General features: G+C 68.3%; 12 protein-coding genes. 3 read left to right on the forward strand and 9 right to left on the reverse strand.

The window, feature by feature from the left end:
- Positions 1-60: 60 nt before the first annotated feature.
- Positions 61-1,419 carry an acyl-CoA dehydrogenase family protein gene (locus JOD31_RS01990; RefSeq protein WP_204948636.1) on the reverse strand — a complete coding sequence of 453 codons (1,359 nt, stop codon included), beginning with the start codon at positions 1,417-1,419 and terminating at the stop codon, positions 61-63.
- Positions 1,420-1,709: 290 nt separating this feature from the next.
- On the opposite strand from JOD31_RS01990, the gene JOD31_RS01995 reads away from it, so the two are divergent.
- Positions 1,710-2,345, forward strand: a complete 636-nt coding sequence (locus JOD31_RS01995; RefSeq protein WP_204948637.1) for a helix-turn-helix transcriptional regulator — start codon at positions 1,710-1,712, stop codon at positions 2,343-2,345.
- 13 nt (positions 2,346-2,358) lie between these two features.
- Here JOD31_RS01995 and JOD31_RS02000 read toward each other — a convergent pair whose 3' ends face one another.
- The 4 genes from JOD31_RS02000 to dapA all read right to left on the reverse strand — a co-directional run bounded on the left by JOD31_RS02000 (position 2,359) and on the right by dapA (position 5,555).
- A complete protein-coding gene (locus JOD31_RS02000) occupies positions 2,359-3,663 on the reverse strand; it encodes an acyl-CoA dehydrogenase family protein (RefSeq protein WP_204948638.1) in 1,305 nt (434 codons plus the stop codon).
- A 107-nt stretch (positions 3,664-3,770) separates the two neighbouring features.
- A complete protein-coding gene (locus tag JOD31_RS02005) occupies positions 3,771-4,163 on the reverse strand; it encodes a DUF4345 domain-containing protein (protein ID WP_204948639.1) in 393 nt (130 codons plus the stop codon).
- Positions 4,160-4,636, reverse strand: a complete 477-nt coding sequence (gene smpB / locus JOD31_RS02010) for an SsrA-binding protein SmpB (RefSeq protein ID WP_020185024.1) — start codon at positions 4,634-4,636, stop codon at positions 4,160-4,162. Before smpB ends, JOD31_RS02005 begins: the two co-directional genes overlap by 4 nt.
- 16 nt (positions 4,637-4,652) lie before the next feature.
- Positions 4,653-5,555, reverse strand: a complete 903-nt coding sequence (gene dapA, locus JOD31_RS02015; RefSeq protein ID WP_204948640.1) for a 4-hydroxy-tetrahydrodipicolinate synthase — start codon at positions 5,553-5,555, stop codon at positions 4,653-4,655.
- Positions 5,556-5,819: 264 nt separating this feature from the next.
- Between dapA and JOD31_RS02020 the strand changes: the two genes are divergently transcribed.
- A complete protein-coding gene (locus JOD31_RS02020) occupies positions 5,820-7,931 on the forward strand; it encodes a lytic transglycosylase domain-containing protein (RefSeq protein WP_204948641.1) in 2,112 nt (703 codons plus the stop codon).
- 13 nt (positions 7,932-7,944) lie between these two features.
- On the forward strand, positions 7,945-8,850 hold the full coding sequence (locus JOD31_RS02025) for an alpha/beta fold hydrolase (RefSeq protein ID WP_204948642.1): 906 nt from the start codon (positions 7,945-7,947) through the stop codon (positions 8,848-8,850).
- A 73-nt stretch (positions 8,851-8,923) separates the two neighbouring features.
- Here the strand turns inward: JOD31_RS02025 and JOD31_RS02030 are convergent, their stop codons facing one another.
- The 4 genes from JOD31_RS02030 to JOD31_RS02045 form a co-directional block, all read right to left on the reverse strand.
- A complete protein-coding gene (locus tag JOD31_RS02030; RefSeq protein WP_204948643.1) occupies positions 8,924-10,360 on the reverse strand; it encodes a carbohydrate porin in 1,437 nt (478 codons plus the stop codon).
- A gap of 451 nt (positions 10,361-10,811) precedes the next feature.
- Positions 10,812-12,035 (reverse strand): porin, encoded by a 1,224-nt coding sequence (locus JOD31_RS02035; protein ID WP_204948644.1) that lies wholly within the window; start codon positions 12,033-12,035, stop codon positions 10,812-10,814.
- A gap of 331 nt (positions 12,036-12,366) precedes the next feature.
- The gene (locus JOD31_RS02040) at positions 12,367-14,181 is read right to left on the reverse strand and encodes an ABC transporter ATP-binding protein (RefSeq protein WP_204948645.1); all 1,815 of its coding nucleotides are present in this window, start codon (positions 14,179-14,181) and stop codon (positions 12,367-12,369) included.
- A 98-nt stretch (positions 14,182-14,279) separates the two neighbouring features.
- Positions 14,280-17,372, reverse strand: coding sequence for an efflux RND transporter permease subunit (locus tag JOD31_RS02045; RefSeq protein WP_204948646.1), 3,093 nt, complete (start codon positions 17,370-17,372; stop codon positions 14,280-14,282).
- Positions 17,373-17,376 lie beyond the last annotated feature (4 nt).

The following is a 17,376-nucleotide window of genomic DNA, read 5'->3' on the forward strand; positions in this document are numbered from 1 at the left end:
CCTGCGACGAAGGCGACCGGGACCTCCTCCCGGCCGCCTCCCCCCATGCGCGATCGTCGACTACATCACCGCGGCGGGAGCCGGGACCGCGTTGGCGTAACGCTTGTCCCAGTCCGCAACGGTGCCGATGCCCTCCATCGACTTCTCGAACTTCACGTAGCGGTCCTCCATGATCGCGCGGGGATCGAACGACTCGTCAGCCAGCACGCCGTGGACCCGTCGGCGCTGCATGCCCATGTTGCCGCCGTCGTAGATCGGCAGCACGGACGCCTCGCGGAGGTACTTGCCGAACTTGAACTGCGCGTCGAGGCTATTGACGCCGACGATTTGCATGCACTTGAACACCACGTCGAACATCGCTTCGGTCGTGTTGATCTTGCACATGGCTCCGACGAGTTCGGCGTGCTGGTCGTGCTTGTCGAGATAGTCGGCGGCGCGCCAGCAGAAGTAGCGCGCCGATTCGATCTTCGCCGCGCAGTCGCCGAGGACGTAGCCCACGTTCTGGAAGCGGATGATCGGCGTCAGGGAGCCGGAGGTGTTGGTCTTGGCCCAGCTCAGGGCCTCCTCATAGGCCGCGCGCGCGACGCCCACCGCGGCGATGCCGGCGACCGGCCCGGACCACGCGAAGTTGCGGTTGATCACGAAGTCGCCGTTGCCTTCCGCCCCCGGCAACAGATTCTCGACCGGCACCCGCGCGTTGTCGAACACGATCTCGGCGTTCGAGGCCGTGCGGTGGCCCTCCTTGTTGATGAAGGCGTAGGAGATTCCCGGCGTTCCTCGCTCGACGATGATCGCCGACAGGCCCTTTGTGCCGCCGACGGTCGAGTCCGTGCGCACGATCACGCATTGGGTGTTGGTGCCCTTCGCGTCCCAGCCGCCGGACGACGGCCACCGCTTGCGGCCGTTGATCACGAAGTGATCGCCCTCGCGGGTTGCGATCAGGCCGACGCCCGCTGGCCGCGGAAAGGGGCCGTCGAAGTTCGCGGTGCCGCTGGCGGGCCCAGGCGGCTCGCTCGCCGTCCAGCCTCCCAGATACTCGCCCGTGGGATCCGACGTGGCCGCGCCGATGAAACGCCGCTTCTGTTCTTCGGTGCCGTACCAGGACACCGGCATGAGACCGAGGCCGTTGCACAGCACGGTGCAGGCGAAGCCGGGATCCACGGCGCAGATCTCTTCGGCCGCAATCGTGAAATCGAGACAGGACAGTCCGCCGCCGCCGTACTCGCTGGGCAGCATCGCCATGGCGATGCCCGCCTTGTAGGCCTTGACGTAAGCCGGTTTCGTCATCGCATGGGCTTTGACCGGGTCGGGCTCCCGGTCCGCCGCAGGAATGTCCGGCGCGAGGACATTCTGGGCGAACTCGCGCGCCATCCCTTGAATCGCGCGTTGCTCGGGCGACATCGTGAAATCGATAGCCATGATCTCTCCTTGAGATATCGATGTGCTGTTAAAGCGAGCACTATGACGGAAACGAATTCTCGTTACCGCCGTCCATCAGGTCTCGGGACAAAATAAACATCGTCTCGATGCGAGATTTGCTTCGAGATCACTTCCCGACGAGGAAAATCGTACTTTTGGCAGTTTTTAATGTCAAAAGTATTTTATGCTGATAATCTAAGCGTATGCCGCATCTTTTTTAGCCGCTCAACTCTCGATTGCCGATTGCCGGGCGCTCCGATAAACTGCGACAAACACACAGGAACCCGCGAGTGCTGGTCGGCCGAGATACGCAGCAGCGACTGCTTTCCGAGCTTCTGAATTGCCGAAGCGGCCTGACGATCGACGAGTTGGCGGCGCGCCTCTCCGTGAGCCGGAGCGCGGTGAAGCAGCATCTCGTCGGCCTCGAGAGCAGCGGCCAGGTCGCGAGCCACGCCGCCCGCAAGACAGGAGGCCGACCGGGGAACCTCTACGTCCTCACGGACGCCGGCATCGATCTTTTTCCCAAGAACTACTCGTGGTTCTCGCGCGTGCTTTTCGAAACGCTGCGCGCCCGGATCGGGGCCGAGGGGCTCGGCGACTACATGCACGAGCTGGGCGTCGACATGTCGGCCGACGCCATTCCCCGGCTCGTGGGCAAGACCCGCATCGAGCGCATCGTCGAAATCGTGCAGATCATGAACGAGACGGGCTTCGTCGCCCGCGTGGTCGAGCCGGAGCAGCCCGGCGGGCTTCCGCGCGTGGAGTGTAAGAACTGCGTCTACCACGACCTGTCGAAGGACTATGAGGAGGTTTGCCGCTTCGATATCGGGTTTTTGACCGGGCTCAGCGGGACCCAGGTCGAGCACCAGGAGTGCATGCAGCGCGGGGGAACCGCGTGCCGCTTCAAGTTTCTGCCGCTGGCGTGAGGCGACCGCGCCGTCAGGGCCTCGGCGGCCAGACCTTCTCGAACGGCGTCAGGCGGCTCTCCATGAGCGCCCTCGGATCGAAGTCCGGGTTGGCCATGACCTGCCAGATCTTCCGCATTTGCATCCCGAGATTCCCGGCGTCGTAGAGCGGAAACACCGCCGCCTCCCGCAGGTAGCGCTCGAGCGGATGGCGTCGGTCGAGCGCGTTGACGCCCATGATCCTCATGGTTTTGAACACAGCGTCGAACAGCGTCTCGCCGCAGAACACCTTCGCCATCGCGCCGATGGCGTGACCTTCGGAATCGTTGAGGTCCTGATAGTGCGCCGCCTTCCACGAGAAGGCCCGGCAAGCCTCGATCCTCATTGCGACGTCCGCGAGCGCGTAGCCCACCGCCTGGTGTCGCATGATGGGGCCGTCGCCGCCGGCGGTGTGGGTCTTGGCCCAGTCCAGCGCGTATTCGTAGGCCGACCGGGCGACGCCCACGGCGGCGATGGCCGCGACCGGCCCGGACCAGGTGAACGCCCTGTTGATGCAGAGATCGCCATGCCCGACCGCAAAGGCGTTCTCCTCCGGCACCCGGCAATTCTCGAACCTGATGTGGTTGTTCTGGCAGACGCGGTGACCGATTTTCGAGATCGGCTGGGCGTAGGACACCCCGGCCGTCCCGCGCGGAACGAGGATGGCGCTGAGGCCGCTCGCCCCGCCCTGCTCCGGCGCCGTGCGCACGATGCAGACGTTCACATTGGCGCCCTCGAGGTCCCAACCGCCGGAGTTGCAGGGCCAGTACTTCTCCCCGTTGAGCACATACTCACCGTTGCGGGCGTCGTGCGTCGCGGTCAGAGAGACGCCGGCGGGATACGGCGCGGGGCTGTCGAAGTTCGCCGTGCCACCGGGCGCCCCCGCCGCTTCGCTGACCGTCCAACCCGCAAGATATTCGCCGCGCGGATCCGCGCTCGCGGGCGGCAGCCATTTGCGCTTCTGCTCCTCGGAGCCGAACCACACCAACGGCATCAGCGCGAGGCCGTTGACCAGCAGGACCGTGGCGAACCCGGGATCGACCGCGCAGATCTCCTCGCTGATCACCTGCAGATCGAGATTGCTCGCGCCGCCGCCGCCGTAGCGCTTGGGAATGAAGCCGGTGGCGAAGCCGAGCTTGTAAGCCTCCACATAAGCGCCCTTCACGCGCACAAACGCGCTCTGCGGGTCGGGATCTTCGTCGGCCGCACGCACGACGGGCGCCAGGATGTCGTTCGCGAACTCCCGGGCCACCGCGCGAAGCCGGAGTTGGGCCGCCGTCAGCGTGAAGTCGATGGGCACGGGCCGTTCTCCAGGCGCCAGGGTCAGGGGGCGCGACGGAAACGGCCAGCAATTTTGAAGCCAACTGCGAGCCAGGGAGCCTCCGCCTGCGCCGTCCCGAGGTTCGCCTATTCCGTCCGATCGGCGATCCGCGCCTGCCACCAGCACACCGCCGGCGTGACGACCAGCTCCATCGCAAGCCCGAACAGCATCGGCGCGGGCGGCGGTCCGTCGAGGACGGCGCCATAAAGCCGCGCGAGGCCGCCGGCGACCACGACCGCGGTGAGCAGGCGATAGCGCGGTCCGTAGCTCTCGGGGCGGCCAAGCGTCGTCCAGAAAGCGACGCCGATCCCGAGCAGCAGGCCGGAGAGGTAGCGGACGTGGCTGTCGAGACCGAGGCTCGGCGCGCCGTCGAAGGCCGCGGCGCCGGCGAGAACGCCGTAGAACCCCGCGCCGACCGGCACCAGTCCGGCCAGAGCGACGACGGCGCGGAACGCCCAGCGTTCCGCCGCGGAGTTCATCCCCGCGCCCGCATGATGCGGGCCTTGTCGCGATTCCAGCTGCGCTCGCGGTCGGCCTCGCGCTTGTCGTGGAGCTTCTTGCCGCGCGCCAGCGCGATCTCGACCTTCGCCCGGCCCTGCTCGTTGAAGTAGATCTTGAGCGGAACCACCGTAAGCCCTTCGCGGGTCACGGCGCCGGCGAGCTTGTCGATCTGCTTCTTGTGCAGCAGCAGCTTCCGCGGGCGGCGCGTCTCATGGTTGAAACGGTTCGCCTGCAAATACTCCGGGATGTAGGAATTGTAGAGGAACAGCTCGCCGCCGTACTCGGCGGCGTAGGCCTCCGCGATCGTCGCCTTGCCCAGGCGCAGCGACTTCACCTCGGTGCCGGCGAGCGCGATGCCGGCCTCGAAGACCTCGCCGATCTCATAGTTGTGGCGAGCCTTCCGGTTCTCGGCGGCGATCTTGTAGCGCGGATTGGGGGCCTTGGCGTTCATGAGCGGGAATGTGGGGTCACGCGTTCCCCGCGATAAGGCCCGCATGCGCCATCGCGGCGCGCACGATCGCGCGGGACTTGTCGGCGACCGGCACCATCGGCAGGCGCATGGCCTCCGAGCAGCGGCCTAGCATGGCGAGGCCGACCTTCACCGGACCGGGGCTCGTCTCGCAGAACAGGCCGCTGTGGAGCGGGCCGAGGCGGTCCTGATAGGCGAGCGCGGTGGCGTAATCGCCCTTGATGCAGGCCTCCTGCAGCGCGGCGCACTGCGCCGGCGCGACGTTCGCCACCACCGAGATGCAGCCGTGGCCGCCGTGCGCCATGAAGCCGAGCGCCGTCACATCCTCGCCCGAGAGCTGGATGAAGTCCGGCCCGAGCTTCTCGCGCTGCTGGGTGACGCGGGCGAGGTTGGCGGTGGCGTCCTTCACCCCGACGACCTGCTTGATCTCGTAGAGACGCGCCATGGTCTCGACGGACATGTCGACCACCGAGCGGCCTGGGATGTTGTAGATGATCAGCGGCAGGTCGGTCGCCTCGGCCACCGCCTTGAAGTGGGCGTAGAGCCCCTCCTGCGTCGGCTTGTTGTAGTAGGGCGTGACGACCAGCACGCCGTCCGCTCCGGCCTTCTCGGCGTGGCGCGCGAGGGCGACGGCCTCGGCTGTCGAGTTCGAGCCGGCGCCGGCGATCACGGGCACCCGGCCGCGCGCCTCCTGCACGCACCACTCCACGACCCTGTTGTGCTCGTCATGGGTCAGGGTCGGGCTCTCGCCGGTGGTGCCCACCGGCACGAGGCCGTGGGTGCCTTCGGCGATCTGCCAGTCCACCAGCGCGCGGAACGCGCCTTCGTCGAGGCCGCCGTCGTCCGTCATCGGAGTGACGAGGGCCGGCATGGAGCCGCGGAAAATCGGGGTCGAAGTCATGCGGGACGGCTTTCACGGCTCAAGGCGAAAAGCCCGCGCGAAGCGGGCGGGAGGCGGGGCGCGCCTCGCAGTCAGGCGCTCTTGATACAAGCGACGGGGCTCCGCGCAAAGTGGTCGCTCGCGCGATCGTGCGCCGGGGACGCGTCTTCGCCACACCGACGGCGCCGAAGTTAGGTCTTCGTAAAGCCTAATCCGGCGAAATTGAAGCGAGTTAGACCTGACCGCCGGCGACCGCCGCCTGCGGAACACCCGAAGTCGAGAGCCATGTTTGCGTTGAGAGCCCTCCTTCGCGGCGCAGCCGCCGTCAGCCTGTTCGCCGCCCTGCCCGCGCTCGCCGAAGTCGGCAGCGGGGACGAGGCCGCAGCCTCCACCGGACAAATCCAGGGCGAGTTCCTGGTCGCCTACGATCCGCCGACCACCGGCGCCATCCCCTCCGCCAGCCGCTCCGCCCCGACCGCGACCGTGCAGGCGGGCGACGTCGCCGCCATCAAGTCCGCGATCGCCGCGTTCCAGAAAGGCGACCTTGGCGGGGCCATGAGCGTTCGCGGCTCGTTGAGAGACCCCGGGGCGATCGCGCTGCTGGACTGGCTGTCGATCCGGTTCTCGTCCCGCCAGATCGGCTACCCCCGCATCGAAGCTTTCCTGCGCGCCCACCGCGACTGGCCGCAGGCGACCATGGTGCGCCGCCGGGCGGAAGAGGCGCTCTGGCTCGAAAACGTCGCCGCGCCGACGGTGCGCGGCTTCTTCGCCGCCAACGGCAAACCGCAGCGCCCCGAGGGCCGCCTCGCGCTCGCCCGCGCGCTCGTCGCCGCCGGCCAGCGCGACGCCGGGGCGGCGCTCGCCCGCGAGGCCTGGCGTCGCGATGATCTCGACGGCGCGCTCGAAGGTCAGGCGCTGTCGACCTTCGGCTCGTTCTTCAGCGTGTCCGACCACCGCGCCCGCGCCGAGCAGCAATTCCTGAACGACAACGTGGATGCGGGTCTGCGCGCCGCGGCCCGCGTCGGCGGCGCCTACGCCGCCGTCGCCAAGGCCCGCGCGGCCGTCATCCGCAAGCGGCCCGACGCCGCGGCGGCGCTCGCGGCCGTGCCGAGCGCGGGGCGCTCCGACCCCGGCTATCTCTTCGCCGTCGCCAAGTTCAACCGCCGCGCGGACCGCCCGCGCGAGGCGGCGGCGGCGCTCGCCAAGGCGCCCGCCAGCGCCGCCGCTCTCGTCGATCCCGACGCCTGGTCGGTGGAGCGCCGCGTCGTGGCGCGCGACCTCCTCGACGTCGGCGACGCGCGCGCCGCCTACGACGTCATCCGCCGCGCGGAAGCCTCCAGCGACAGCGAACGCGTCGAGACCAACATGCTCGCCGGCTTCATCGCGCTCCGCGCGCTGGGCGACCCCAAGACGGCCTACCGCCACTTCGCCCGCGTGCAGGCGGAGGCGACGATCCCCGGAACGCTGTCGCGCGCCCTCTATTGGCAGGGACGGGCGCTCGAGGCCGCCGGCGACCAGGGCGGCGCCCGCGCCGCCTATGAGAAGGCCGCCCGCCACGTCACCAGCTACTACGGCCAGATCGCGCGCGCCCGGATCGGCTTGCAGAACCTGCCGATCCGCGGTCTGCCGAGCCCGACCTCGACCGACCGCGCCACCTTCGGCTCGCGCGTCGCCGTGCGCGCGATCGACCTGCTCTACCGTGCGGGCGAGCCGGAGCTTGCGTTGCCAATGGCCGCCGGCCTCGCCGCGGATCTCCGCAGCCCCGGCGAGCTGACGCTGCTCGGCGAGATGACCCAGCGCTACAAGGACCCGCGCACCACGCTGGTGGTCGGGAAAGCCGGCATCAACAACGGCTATCCCATGGACGCCCTCGCCTACCCCACGGGCGGCGTGCCGAGCTTCCGCCCGGTCGGCCCCTCGATAGAGCCGCCGGTGGTCCACGCGATCGCCCGGCAGGAGAGTTCGTTCAACCCCAAGGCCGTCAGCCACGCCAACGCCCGCGGCCTGCTTCAACTGCTGCCCTCCACCGCCGCGAAGACGGCGAAGAACGCCGGCCTGCCCTTCGACGCGCGGCGGCTGACGACCGACGCCGCCTTCAACGCCCAGATCGGCGCCGCCCATCTCGGCGAGCTGAACCGCGACTTCCGCGGCTCCTACGTCATGGTGTTCGCCGCCTACAACGCCGGCGCGAGCCGCGTGATGGAGTGGGTCCAGCGCTACGGCGACCCCCGCAAGGCCGACGTCGACGCGGTGGACTGGGTGGAGCGCATCCCCTTCACCGAGACCCGCAACTACGTGCAGCGGGTGATGGAGAACACGCAGGTCTATCGCACCCGCCTCAACGGCCGCACCGCGCTTCTGATCGAGCGCGACATGGCGGCGGGCGGAACGCAGTGACGAACGTCCCGCGATGACGATCGAGGTCGTCGATCGACGGATCGCGACGACGCACGGCCTGCGGCTGCATGTGCGGATATGGTCGCCTCTGGAGCCGCGCGGCCTGCCCGTCGTGTGCCTGCCAGGTCTCGCGCGCGGCCTCGAGGACTTTACCGAACTGGCCGAACACCTCGTGTCACCCGTCGGCGGAGACCGTCGTGTGGTCGCGATCTCCGCGCGCGGACGCGGCCTTTCCGACCGCGACCCAATCCCGGCGCGCTACGACGTGCGCGTCGAGGCGGGCGACGTGCTCGCCGTCGCCGACGCGCTCGGCCTCGCCCACGCCGCGCTGATCGGAACCTCCCGCGGCGGGCTGCAGGCCATGGCGCTTGGCGCCCTGCGCCCCGGCTTCGGCCGCGCGGTCATCCTCAACGACGTCGGACCCGTGATCGAACTGCAAGGCCTGCTCCGCATCCGCCGCTACCTCGCCGCGGCGACTGCGCCCAGGACCTGGGACGAAGCGGAGACGGCTGTGGTCGACCTGTTCGGCGCGCGCTTCCCCGCGCTCGGGCCCGACGGGTTTCGTCGCATGGCGCGGCGGACATGGCGCGAGACATCCGGCGGCGGCCTCGTTCCGCTGGCCGATCCGGCGCTGACCCGGTCGCTCGAATCGCTCGATCTCGAAAAGCCGCTGCCGACCCTATGGCCGCTGTTCGACGGCCTGGCGGGCGTGCCGCTGATGGCGATCCGCGGCGAGACTTCCGACATCCTGAGCGCGGAGACCCTGCGGGCGATGAAGGCGCGGAGGCCGGATCTCGTGGTCCTCGACGTGCCCGGCCAAGGCCACGCCCCGCAGCTCGGAGACCCTGCGACGCTGTCGGCCATAACAGCGTTTCTCGCATCGAGCGAGACCTCAGCCAAATTGTCTCTAGCCGGCTGAATATCTTCCTTATTACGCAAAAGGGCCGCGGCGGAGATCGCCGCGGCCCTTCGATGTCGGATTTCGGATCGGGTCAGAAATCCACCGAGGTCCGGAAACCGATCAGCGTGGCGTTCTTCAGGCGCTTCGCGGGGCGGTCGGAGTCCGGATCGCCGCCGCCCGGCCGGACGATGTACTGGACGAAGGGCTGGACCTTGAGCCACGGCGCGATCGCCGCCTGATACGACGCCTCGATGGCGATCTCGGAGGAGTGCTTCGGGGTCGCCTCGCCAAGCGCGATGGCGTCGCGGTCGAGCTTCCGGACGTGGTTGCTGACATGGGCGTAGCCCACCGCCACGCCGAACAGGTCGTCCGGCCGGCTCGGCACGAAGCCCTTGAAGTTCACGCCGGCGTCGAAATAGCGGTCGATCAGGCTGCGGTCCGACTCCGGGGCGATCACCGCGCGGACGAAGACCGAGATGCTGCTCGGCTGCGGATTCTTCAGATCGCCCGACTGCCAGACGGTCTGGTCGACGACGCCGTAGAGCGCGTAGTTGCCGTCGCGCCGGCGCGGCCCGTCGGCGGCCGGATCGGCGAGCGACAGGCCGTTCGAGGCGCGGCGCAGGTCGTCGAAATTCGCCGAGGTGTACCAGCCGCCGATCTTGTAGACGCCGGGAAGCCCGCCCGAGCCGTCCGCCGGGGCGTAGGCGTAGGCGAGCTCGCCGATCATGAACACGCCGTCCTTCACCGGGAAGTTCAGGCCGTGCTCGTTTTCGTCATGACCGCCGAGCGGGTCGCCGTTGTAGACGCCGCCCTGCACCGAGAAGGCGTCGTCGATCTTGTAGGCGACATGGACGCCGGGCGTCGGAACCGGATAGGCCGGTCCGCCGCCGGCGAGGTCGACGCCGTTCAGACCCGGCCAGCCGAAGGTCGAGTTCACGAACAGGCCGGCGGTGTCGCTGGTGGCGAAATCCCCGTCGGCGGCGAGCTGGCCGATCTTCACCTCGAGCCGGTCGTCGAGCAGACTCTGCTTGAAGTAGACCTCCGCGAGCCGCTCGGCGCGGTCGTACTCGATGTTCGACATGGTCAGCAGATTGCCGACCTCATGCCCGGTGAGGCCCGGGCCGCGGATGACGTAACCGCCCGCGTGGAACGCCCCGCCCTGCCAGCCGGCGAGCTTCTCCAGATCGAGATCGACGCTGATCTGAAACAGGCTGCTGTAGCCCTCGCCCTTGGACACGCCGCCGGACAGGTTGCGCGAATAGTCGATGGTGTAGTTCGCTTCGAGCGTGACGCCGGCGTCTTCGAGCTTGGTGCGCGCGCCGCCCCAGTCCCCGGTCAGCTTCTCGCGCTCGAACAGGTCGCCCCAGAAGCTCGACGCCGCCTCGGTCGCCGTCGCATCCGCGGCCCGCGCCGAGACGCCGGACGCTGCGAGCGCCAGCAGGGCGCCGCACGCCGCCGCCGCCGAAGTCCGTCCCCCGGCCCGCGTCCCCGCGCGCGCAGGCGTCCAACCGCCCCCGGTCTTCCCCATGTCCCGATCTCCCGTCCTGCTGTCGCGGCGCGGATCAAAGCCCCGCCGGACGATCGTTGTCCGCGACGATGCGGCCGATCTCAAGCGCGCGGCACACGAAAACGAGAGCATTTGATTGTTATGTTATAACGCGTTGCGCCATCGCATCATGCGAAAGTCGCGACGCCGACGAAACCTAGAATAATACTACTTATCAATAATTTAGACAGAGGGGCATGTCCGGTGCTTGACGCCGTCTTCGCGGACCTGGCCGACGCAGCGCCGGAGCAGAGCCAGAGCGCGTCGCGGCGCGTCGAACATCGAGGCTGGCGCACGCGCGGTCTGGGGCGCGACGGGCCGTAGCGGAGCGAGGCGAAAGATAGCTGCGCTTCGACCCAGGCCCAGGCGACCCCACAAACGAAACGACCCCGCCGAAGCGGGGTCGTCGTAGCGCACTTGAGATCCGGTTGGATCAGAAGTCGCGCTGCACGCGGAGACGGCCGATGAAGGCGTCGTCATCGCGCAGCGTGTAGTTGGAGGCCTTATCCTTGACCTTCACGTAGTTCAGCTCGGCGCCAATGTCGAGCTTCTTGACCGGCGTCCAGATCAGGTTGCCGGTGACCGCGTAAGCGGTGAAGTCCGCGCGCTCAGTCTTGACGTTCACGTCAGCGTAGGTGCCCTGCAGGGCCGAGCGCCACTTGGGCGACCAGTAGTGCAGGATGCCGAGGTTGAACGCGTAGGCCTTGGTCTTGTCGATGTCGCCGCCATTGATGACGAAGTCCGGCGCAGAGTTGCCGCCGACGATGTTCTGGGTCGCGCCGCTGGAGAAGCCGGAGTCGCCCGAGCTGCCGAGACCGATGTAGGACAGAGCGCCTTCGGTGTAGGCCGCCGAACCCCAGAGGTAATCGCCCTTCGCGAGGAACGGCAGATTGACCTTGGCGCCGATCATGCCGCCGTAGCCCCACTCGCTGTCGTTGACTTCAGACGAGTTGATCTGATGCGCGAAGCCGGACAGCTGAGCCTCGCCCCAGCCCTGCTGAAGGCGGATGTTGCCGACGAAGTCGGGGTAGGTCTGCTCCTGGTAGACCGTGCCGCCGTTCGAACGACGGGCCGTGCCGTCTTCGATCGCCGCGCTCGCCGAGAAGCCGCCGCCGAAGTCGAAGGTGTAGCCGATAAGGGCCAGCGTGCGGTCCGACACGAACGGGTTCGTGAAGGTCGGGTACGGCTTGAAGTCCCAGAAGGAGTCCGTGAGACCCGCGGTGAAGCCCGCGAACTGCACGAAGGCCTTGTCGAAGATCGAGTCGTCCGAACCGGTCGCGGTGGTGGAGACGTTGTTCACGCCGCCCGAGTCGCGCTGGAACTGCGCGCGGATGTAGGTGCGGACGGTGCCGTACTCGGTCTCGGTGCGGGCGTCGAACCAGAAGCGGGCGCGAGCGCGGAAGCCGCTTGCGTTGCTCGGACGAGCGCCCGTGAACCTGTTTTTGGAGACTTCGCCGACCGAGTATTCGGCGCGGACGTAGCCGCCGATGTTCAGGCAGGTTTCCGTGCCCGGAATGTAGAAGAAGCCGGCGCCGTAGGCGTCGCAGACCTTCACGTATTCGACCGGCTCAGCGAGCGGCAGATCGGCCGCCGAAGCGCCCGTCACGCCGACGAAGGCGGCGGCAGAGCCAAGCACCAGGCTCTTGACCAGTTTCATGTCGTTCCTCCAACCCCAGATCTGGAAGGCCCGTAAGCGTCGAAACCGTTTGGCCTCTTCGCCGGTCGCCCCGGAAGCGATCGCCCGCTGCGGACGATCCGTAAATGCGGCCGGGGCGCCCCCCCGACGTCGCATTCCGACCATATTCACGGGCCGGTGGCATGCAAGCGCGATCACGATTGTGACGCTTCCCCGCCAGACCTTTGACTTAAGCTGTGGCTGGAAGAACACGAAACTGGGATGCGGCGGACCTTGAACGCCGTTTTTCGCCGCCGCCGAGCGGGATTCGTTCGTGCCTGCAAGCCCGCTTTGGGGCGCGGGCCGCCGCGATTCAGCCGCGTTGAAGACGGTGCGACTCAGCGTACTCGCCGCCGCCCCCGAGGAGCGTCCGGTGGTCGCCCTGCTCGATCACGCGGCCGTCGCGGACGACGCAGATGAGGTCGGCGGCGACGACGGTGGCGAGCCGGTGGGCGATGATCAGCGTGGTTCGGTTCTTTCGGGCCGCGAAGATGTTGGCCTGAACCTGAGCCTCGATCGCGCCGTCGAGAGCCGATGTCGCCTCGTCCAGCAACAGGATCGGCGCGTTCCTAAGCAGGGCGCGGGCGATCGCCACGCGCTGGCGCTGTCCGCCGGAGAGGCGGGTTCCGCGCGGCCCGACGCGAAATCCGTAGCCGCCGTCCAACCGCTCGATGAACTCGTGCGCCATGGCCGCGCGCGCCGCCGCCTCGACTTCCGCGTCGGTCGCGTGGGCGAGTCCATAGGCGATGTTCGCCCGCACGCTGGCGTCGAACAGCAGCACGTCCTGGCTCACGAGCGCGATCGACTCGCGAAGCGAGGCGAGCGTGACGCCCGCGATGTCTTGTCCCCCGATCGTGACGCGGCCGCCCGAGGGCTCGTAGAGGCGCGCGACAAGATTGAGCACCGTCGTCTTGCCCGAACCGGAAGGGCCGACGAAGGCGATGGACGCGCCGGCGGGAATCGTCACCGAAAGGCCGTCGAGCACCGGCTTCGCCGTTGGATCGTAGGCGAAGGTCACGCCTTCGAAGGCGATCGCCCCGGAGGGATCGGCGAGGGCGACGGCGCCGGCCGCATCGACGACGCGGGCCCGCCGGTCGAGGATCTCGTAGATCCGGGCGATCGAGACGCCGCAGATCTGGAGCTGGGCGTTGACCTGAAGCAGGCGGCGCAGCGGTTCGTAGAGCAGCATCAGCGCGCTCACGAAGGCCATCAGTTCGCCGGCGTCGCTGGTCCCGTCGATGACCTGGGAGCCGCCCACCAGTAACACGCCGACGAGGGCGAGGGCGGTGACGACGTCGACGATCGGCGACAGCGCCGCGCGGGTGCGCGCCACCTTGAGCCCGATCTTGCGCCGGCCGACGATCACGTCGCGCAGGCGCTTCCGCTCCACGTCCTCGTGGTTCTCGGCCTTGATGCCGCGGATGCCGTGGAGCGCCTCTTCGAAGGCTTGCAGGATCTCGCCGCCGAGCTGCTGCCCGTGCCGCATCAGGGCGCGCAGCTTGCGGTTGGCGATGATGGCCGGCACGGCGATCAGCGGGCCGCCGGCGAGCGCCAGCAGGAACCACTGCGGGCTCGCCCACAGCACGTAGATCACCAGGCCCAGGAAGGTGACCAGGTCGCGCCCGAGCGTGACGACGATGTTGGTGGACGTGTTGTTGAGCACGTTCACGTCGTCGGTGGCGCGGGCGATGATCTGGCCGACGCTGTTCTTCTGGAAGAACGCGAGGTCGAGGCCGAGGAGGTGGTTCGAGATCCGGTTCTGCAGCGAGGTCGTCACGTGGTTGGAGACCCGCGACAGCATGTATTGCTGCAGATAGCCGGCGCCTGCGCGCAGTCCGAACAGCACGAGCACGACGCCGACGATCTCGTAGAGCGCGCCCGCGTCGCGGCGCACCAGGATGTCGTTCACGAGCGACTTGAACAGCCACGGCAAAGCCACGACCGTGCCGGCGAATACGCCCATCGCGGCCACCGCGACGAGGAGATCGCGGGCGTGCGGGAGCAGGAATTCCCGGCCGAAGCGCTTCAGACGTCCGACGCGGGCGCGGAACGGTTCGTCGATTCGAGTCTCGCTGCGCGAGAGATCGCTGATCCGATCGGGATCGGTCTGCGGCGCGGTGACGGACATGCTGTCCTTCAAGCTCTTCGGCGGGCCAAAGTCCCCGACGGGCGAGGTTTCGGGCCGAGCCTGTAGCCCTCCCCGCCCATGGCCGCAAGCGCGGCGCCCTACTCGGCGGGGGCCGCGGCGGGAAGCGCCGGCGCGCCCCCGGCCTCGGGAGCGTGGGCCTTTCGGCCGAGGAAGCTGTAGACGGCCGGCACCACGAACAGCGTGAGCAGCGTGCCGAAGGTCATGCCGCCCACGATCACCCAGCCGATCTGAGCGCGGCTCTCGGCGCCCGCGCCGGTGGCGAGCGCCAGCGGCACGGCGCCCAGCACCATCGCCCCCGTCGTCATCAGAATAGGCCTGAGGCGCAGCGCCGCCGCCTCCACCACCGCCTCTCGGCGGTCCTTGCCCTGCTCCTGCAGCTGGTTCGCGAACTCCACGATCAGGATGCCGTGCTTGGTGATCAGGCCGATCAGCGTCACGAGGCCGATCTGCGAGTAGACGTTGAGCGACCCGCCCGTCAGCCACAGCGCGCCGAGCGCGCCGGTCATGGACAGCGGCACGGTCAGCAGGATGATGAAGGGGTCGACGAAGCTCTCGAACTGCGCCGCAAGCACGAGGTAGATGAACAGGATCGCCAACCCGAAGATCAGCCCGAGGCTCTGGTTGGAGGCGACGTACTCGCGGCTCTGGCCGTTGACGTCGGTCTGCACGGTCTCAGGCAGCGTTTCGGTCGCGATCCTCTCGAGATAGGCCAGCGCCTCGCCCATGGCGTAGCCGTCGGCGAGGTTCATCTCGATGGTCGCGGAGCGCAGCTGGTTGAAACGGCGGAGTTCGCGGGGGGCGACGGAATCCGCCACCTTGACCAGGTTCGAGAGCTGGATCATCCGCGTCCCCTGCCCGCCCCGGTCCGGCGTGCGGACGTAGATCGTCGACAGCGTCTCCGGCGTCGCGCGGTCGGCGTTCGCGAGCTGGACGATGACGTCGTACTGCTCGCCGTCGCGCTCGAAGCGGGTGACCTGCCGCGAGCCCAGCATGGTCTCGAGCGTTCGGCCCACCATCGCGACGTCCAGTCCGAGATCGGCGATCTTGGCGCGGTCGAGCTCGACCCTGAGCTCCGGCGCGTTCAGCTCGAGATCGCTCTCGATGTTGGTTAGGTTGGGATTTTCGGAGATCTTCGCGACGAAGGCCTTGGCGATCTTGTCCAGCTCCTCGTAAGGGCCGGAGGTCTGAAGCACGAACTGCACCGGGCGGGAGCCGCCGCGCTGGCCCAGCGCCGGCGGGTTGGTGGTGAACAGCGCGAGGCCGGGAATGTCGCGCAGCTTCTTCGACAGCTCCGCCATGATCTCCTGCTGCGAGCGGTCGCGCTCGCTCCAGTCCTTCAGCGGCGCGCGGCCGAGCACGTTGGCGATCAGAGGATGGCCGACGATGGTGAGATAGCCGTCGACCTCCGGGGTGTCGCGCAGGATCGCCTCCAACTGCTCGGTGTAGCGGGTGCTGTAGGCGATGGTGGAGCCTTCCGGCGCCTGGCCGCGGATCTGCAGGATGCCGCGGTCCTCGACCGGGGAGAGCTCCGAAGTGAGGCTCGTGAACAGCACGCCCGCCCCGCCCGCGACGCCGAGCGCCAGCAGCACGACGAGCACGCGCGCCTTCAGCGCGGCGCCCACCAGGCGCTTGTAGCCGCGCTCGGTCGCCCGGAATCCGCGCTCCATCGCCATGAAGACGCGGCCGGGGTTCGGGTCGTGCTTCAGCATGCGCGAGCACATCATCGGCGTCAGCGTCAGCGCGACGAACCCTGAGACGATGACGGCGCCGGCGAGCGTCAGCGCGAACTCGGTGAAGAGCCGCCCCGTGCGGCCCGGCGAGAACGCCACGGGCGCGTAGACCGCGGCGAGCGTCACCGTCATCGCGATGACGGCGAAGCCGATCTCGCGCGAGCCCTTGATGGCGGCGTCGACCGGCTTCATGCCCTCTTCGACGTGGCGGTAGATATTTTCCAGAACCACGATGGCGTCGTCGACCACGAGACCGATCGCGAGCACCAGCGCGAGCAGCGTCAGCGTGTTCACGGTGAAGCCGAAGACGAGCATCATCGCGAAGGTCGCGACCAGCGAGACCGGGATCGTCACCACCGGGATCAGCGAGGCCCGCACGGTGCGCAGGAAGAAGAAGATCACCAGCACCACGAGCACGATCGCTTCGGCGATCGTGTGCCACACCGCCTCGATCGACTTGTCGATGAAGACCGCCTGGTCGTAGTTCAGCAGAACGGTGACGCCCTCCGGCAGCGTCTGCTGGATCTCGGGAAGCGCCTTGCGGACGCCTTGCGACACCTCGAGCGGATTGGCGGTCGCCTGCTTGATGACGCCGACTGCGACCGCGGGCCCGGAATCGTAGCGCGACTGCTTGCGCTCGTCGGCCGCGCCGAGTTCCACCTTCGCGACGTCGCGCATGCGCACCTGGGCGCCGTCCGCGACCTTGACGACGATGTTCCCGAATTCCTCGGGGGTCTGGAGCCCGGTGCGCGACAGCACCGAGAACTCCCGGTCCGCGCTCTCGATCCGGCCGGACGGGATCTCGACGTTCTGCTGGGAGAGCGCGGTCTCGACGTCCTGGACGGTCAGCGCGTAGGCCGCGAGGCGATTGCGGTCGACATAAATCCGCATCGCGTATTTGCGCTCGCCGAAGATCTGGATGTCGGCGACGCCGGGCAGGATCTTGAAGCGGTCGAGCACATAGCGGTTGACGTAGTCGGTCAGCTCCAGCTGGTTCATCCGGTCGGAGCGGAACGCAAGGTACATCACCGGCTGGGCGTCGGCCTCCACCTTGGCGATGACCGGCTCGTCGATCTCGTCCGGCAGGTTCTGCCGCACCCGCGCCACCCGGTCGCGCACGTCGCTCGCCGCCACGTCCGGGTTCACGTTCAGGTTGAACCGCACGGTGATGCGGCTGGACTCCTGCCGGCTCTGGCTCTCGATGACGTCGATGCCCTCGATGCCGGAGATCGAGTCCTCCAGCACCTGGGTGACCTGGCTCTCGATGATCCGCGCGGCGGCGCCGGGATAGGCGGTCGTGACCGAAACCGTCGGCTCATCGACGTTGGGATACTCACGCACCGCCAGACGCTGGTAGGACACGAAACCGACCAGCAGGATGACGAGGCTCAGCACCGTCGCGAAGACGGGGCGGCGGATGCAGGTTTCGGCGATCTTCATGGCG

It is taken from the genome of Methylopila capsulata (assembly GCF_016907975.1).
Lineage (GTDB): Bacteria > Pseudomonadota > Alphaproteobacteria > Rhizobiales > Methylopilaceae > Methylopila > Methylopila capsulata.

What these genes read in the sequence shown, in the direction of transcription:
- JOD31_RS01990 (WP_204948636.1), bottom strand. Translation starts at nt 1,419, where the DNA reads ATGGCTATCGATTTCACGATGTCGCCCGAGCAACGCGCGATTCAAGGG.
- JOD31_RS02005 (WP_204948639.1), bottom strand. Translation starts at nt 4,163, where the DNA reads ATGAACTCCGCGGCGGAACGCTGGGCGTTCCGCGCCGTCGTCGCTCTG.
- smpB (WP_020185024.1), bottom strand. Translation starts at nt 4,636, where the DNA reads ATGAACGCCAAGGCCCCCAATCCGCGCTACAAGATCGCCGCCGAGAAC.
- dapA (WP_204948640.1), bottom strand. Translation starts at nt 5,555, where the DNA reads ATGACTTCGACCCCGATTTTCCGCGGCTCCATGCCGGCCCTCGTCACT.
- JOD31_RS02020 (WP_204948641.1), top strand. Translation starts at nt 5,820, where the DNA reads ATGTTTGCGTTGAGAGCCCTCCTTCGCGGCGCAGCCGCCGTCAGCCTG.
- JOD31_RS02025 (WP_204948642.1), top strand. Translation starts at nt 7,945, where the DNA reads ATGACGATCGAGGTCGTCGATCGACGGATCGCGACGACGCACGGCCTG.
- JOD31_RS02030 (WP_204948643.1), bottom strand. Translation starts at nt 10,360, where the DNA reads ATGGGGAAGACCGGGGGCGGTTGGACGCCTGCGCGCGCGGGGACGCGG.
- JOD31_RS02035 (WP_204948644.1), bottom strand. Translation starts at nt 12,035, where the DNA reads ATGAAACTGGTCAAGAGCCTGGTGCTTGGCTCTGCCGCCGCCTTCGTC.
- JOD31_RS02040 (WP_204948645.1), bottom strand. Translation starts at nt 14,181, where the DNA reads ATGTCCGTCACCGCGCCGCAGACCGATCCCGATCGGATCAGCGATCTC.
- JOD31_RS02045 (WP_204948646.1), bottom strand. Translation starts at nt 17,372, where the DNA reads ATGAAGATCGCCGAAACCTGCATCCGCCGCCCCGTCTTCGCGACGGTG.